The organism is Streptomyces sp. NPDC090442, from assembly GCF_044769405.1.
Taxonomy (GTDB): domain Bacteria; phylum Actinomycetota; class Actinomycetes; order Streptomycetales; family Streptomycetaceae; genus Streptomyces.
Genome location: NZ_JBIVXW010000185.1, coordinates 1 through 3,560 on the forward strand (window position 1 = coordinate 1; position 3,560 = coordinate 3,560).

The 3,560-nt window shown below is 66.7% G+C and carries 3 protein-coding genes; 2 read left to right on the forward strand and 1 reads right to left on the reverse strand.

Annotated features, from left to right (window positions below):
* Positions 1 to 733: 733 nt before the first annotated feature.
* Together ACIQU6_RS44080 and ACIQU6_RS44085 are read left to right on the forward strand one after the other, a co-directional pair.
* The gene (locus ACIQU6_RS44080) at positions 734 to 1,831 is read left to right on the forward strand and encodes a PP2C family protein-serine/threonine phosphatase (protein ID WP_403488270.1); all 1,098 of its coding nucleotides are present in this window, start codon (positions 734 to 736) and stop codon (positions 1,829 to 1,831) included.
* 56 nt (positions 1,832 to 1,887) lie between these two features.
* A complete protein-coding gene (locus tag ACIQU6_RS44085) occupies positions 1,888 to 2,139 on the forward strand; it encodes a hypothetical protein (RefSeq protein WP_403488272.1) in 252 nt (83 codons plus the stop codon).
* A 207-nt stretch (positions 2,140 to 2,346) separates the two neighbouring features.
* Here the strand turns inward: ACIQU6_RS44085 and ACIQU6_RS44090 are convergent.
* The coding region (locus ACIQU6_RS44090) for an FG-GAP repeat domain-containing protein (protein ID WP_403488274.1) at positions 2,347 to 3,560 on the reverse strand (1,214 nt) is incomplete at its 5' end.

The following is a 3,560-nucleotide window of genomic DNA, read 5'->3' on the forward strand; positions in this document are numbered from 1 at the left end:
CCTCGTGCTCGTCCGCGCGACGGCCTGCTGAATCACCCACCAGCCGAACTCCCAGGCCAACACGCCCCAACATCAATCGCGGGGCAGCCCGTAAGGCGAGGGGGTGATTCATGATCACACCTCATGTCACCCCGTGCAAAGGCATCCGGGCTCACATGGGGATCACCGTACATACCCTTTCACCAACGCAAATGCCCACACTGTGGAAGAGCCTGAACCGCGGCACACGAACGCCCCGGCTCGTACAGGACGCGAGTCGGGGCGTTCGCCGTATGCCCCCGCTGGGCTCACGGTCAAGAGGCAGCGCCACAGCAGCCAGTCGGTCAGCGCAGAGCCTGCATGACGCAAGTGACGGTGTACGGCATGCCCGTTACCGGGGCGATGCACGGGTTGGGGCGTTTGGCAGTTCACGCTGTGCATGTTGTTCACGGTCGCGTGAGGAGACCGCTGGGTGAGCTGCTGTACCAGAACTTCACCGAGCGGGAGGAGCCCACGGCGAGCGCGGTGGCGGCAAACTCCCCATGCGCAGAGTGGGACAAGATCTTCGTGGATCCGGGGCTCTGGGTGGGCATCGCCCCTCATCCAGGCCAGCGCCGAGCCCTACCGCTGACAGGCCCCCGTCCCGACCGGGAGCGGACCAAGCTGTGATGCCATGCGTTCCCCACACTTTGAGCAGGGTGAACATGATCATTATTCGGGCGTAGGCTGGGCGAATAAAGGATCGGGAACGCGGATGGATCCTCATGCCATGAGGTGGCCTTGGTACGTCTCGTTTGGTCCGGCGGCTCTGATGGCGGGCGGGATCGTCTGGGACCTCATGACAGTGCCGAAGAGCTGGGGCAATGGGATGCTGGCCGCCTCCCTTGTGATGGCAGGCGCACTGCTCTCGCTACGGCACACCATCGCGGTCGCAACAGCTATTGTCCTATTCCAGCTGACGCTGATGATCAGCGGCGGCTACCAATACCACGCCGCCGGCGTCTACACGCTGATCAATACGGTGTTCATCGTACTCATTGCCCTCGGGGTAAACCGAGTGGTCGCCCGTCATGGGCACCGTCTGGAAGTGGTGCGTAACGTTGCGGAAGCCGCCCAGCGCGCGGTGCTGCCCACCCCACCAGGAGGCGTCGGAAGGCTGGCCATCGCAGCCGACTACAAGGCCGCGCAGGTCGAGGCACTGATCGGCGGAGACGCATACGCCGTACAGGATACGCCGCACGGCACCAGACTGATGATCGCGGACGTGCGCGGCAAGGGCATGGGCGCGGTCGGTGTGGTGTCCGTCCTGCTTGGCACCTTCCGGGCAGAAGCAGACCTGGTACCCAACCTCGAAGTCCTGGCCGAACGCCTGGAACACGCGCTGATCAAAGAGGCATCGCAACGTGAGGAAGTAGTCCGGATGGAGGGTTTTGTCACCGCACTGCTCGGTGAGATCACGCCTGATACGGACCAGGTACGGCTGCTGAACTGCGGCCACCCCTCGCCCTATCTCTTCGAAGGCGACACGGTGTCCTCGCTCGATCCGGACGAGCCTGGTCTTCCGCTGGGCATGAGTGGCCTGGGCGTGCCGCAGGCGCGACCCAAGAGCTGGTCGTTCCCAGCCGGCGGCACGCTGCTGCTCGTCACCGACGGCGTGACGGAGGCCCGTGATCCTTCCGGGGCCTTTTACGAACCGGTGAGGCGCCTCAGCGGCCAAGGCCCCTTCCGGCAGCCGGACGAGGTGATCGAAGTCCTGGTGGGCGACGTCGAACATTGGACCGGCGGCCCACGCGATGACGACATGGCGATCCTGGCAATCACCCGGTGCGGTGGGGAACCGAACCGTCCTTAAGTCGCCTGCCGCCTATCTGCGGCCACTCCCGTGAAGGGGTCCATATCCGCGAGTTGGTGTCCGCTGCGGCGGTGCGCCGCGTCGTCACCTACAGCACCACCATGCTCGCCGAGCCCGTTCCCGAGCTCGAAGCCGTGCGCGATCGACTGCGCGACGGGAGCGTGTTCCTCATCGCGGCGCGCTCGCTGACCGGTATCCCGTCTACGCCCACGCGCCGAACTCCCGGCCAGGCGGCCCGTCGCGAAGACGTCGCCGACGCCGCCAGCGGCCACGAAGGGTGTGGGGCGGACGGGGAGGCCCTCCAGTGAGCGCCAAGTTGCGGGTCAGCGGGGGAAACGCTGCCACTGCCGATGGTGGGTCACCAGGGGCTCGAATCCTGAACCAACGGATTAAAGGCCGACCTCGTGCGGCCTGGCAGGCGGGAGCATACCAGGCCGCACGTGGGGTTGGACGGGGCAGGTACCGGCACGCCGTTGGCGTGTTGGCGCAATGCGGCCCTGGAGGCGCTCCGAGGGCTATCGGGTCCTGAAGCGGCGGTAGAGGTTACGAGCCACGTACACCCCCGGGCCGCCGAAGCCGACGATGTCGACGCGCCCCTCACCGGTGATGTCGGCGACGAAGCGGGGGTGGCGGTCGACCCGCCAGCCGCCTGCGTTCTCGTGGTACCCGAACCCGCGGCATACGAACTGGGCCTGTTCGAACTGGCCGTTGCCGCGGTTGTGCGATACCCAGACCCCTTCGTTTCCGAAGCCGACGATGTCGGGGTTGCCGTCGCCGGTGACGTCGGCGAGGAGGCGAAGGTGCTTCTTGCCGGTCCATCCCTGGGCGAGCCCGAAGTCGTTCAGGACGAGCTTCGCGGGTTCGAAGGTGCCGTCGCCGCGCCCGCGTGCCACGACGACGCCCTGTGGGCCGAAACCGACGATGTCCTGTGCTCCACCCTGGGTGGTCTTGAGCAGGAACCGGGGGTGTTCCTTGATCGAGTTCCACCCGTGCTCGACTCCGAAGTCGTCGAGGATGTAGAGGGGTTCGGCGAATGTCCCGTCCTCGTCTTGGAGAGACACCCAGACGCCGTTGTCGTAGCAGCCGACGATATCGAGCCTGCCGTCACCGGTGGTGTCGGCGAAGAAGCGGGGATGCTTGTCGACCAGCCAACCACCCGCCTCTTCGCCGTGACCGAACGCCTTCAGAGCAGGCGCGTCGGCGAGCGGTGCGAACTTCCCTTCCTCGTCCTGGAGCGAGACCCAGACACCGTCGTCATGGCAACCGACGACGTCGAGCCTGCCGTCACCGGTGGTGTCGACGAGGAAGCGGGGATGCTTGTCGACCAGCCAACCCCCCGCCTGTGTGCCGTGGCCGAACGCCTTCAGGGCAGGCTGGCCGCCCGCGGGCGCGAACGTCCCGTCCTCGCCTTGAGAGGACACCCGGACGCCGTCGGCGGCGAGCACGACGATGTCGGGCTTGCCATCGCCCGTCGTATCCACAACGGTCCACAGGTCCTTGGGACTTGGGGAGGGCACGGGTGGGTGCAGGACGCGTTCGTCGTCGAACGTCGCGTCGCCCCGGGCGGACGACGTCACGGCTCCCTTGGCGGGTTTGAGCCCTACGATGTCGTGCCGCTTCGCTCCCGTGGTGTCGGCGAGGAAGCGTGCGCCGGCCGCGGCCCACCAGCCTGGTTGCGCGCTGGGAGAGCCGGTGGCCCCCTCGATCTTCCATTCCCCGGCGTCCTTGT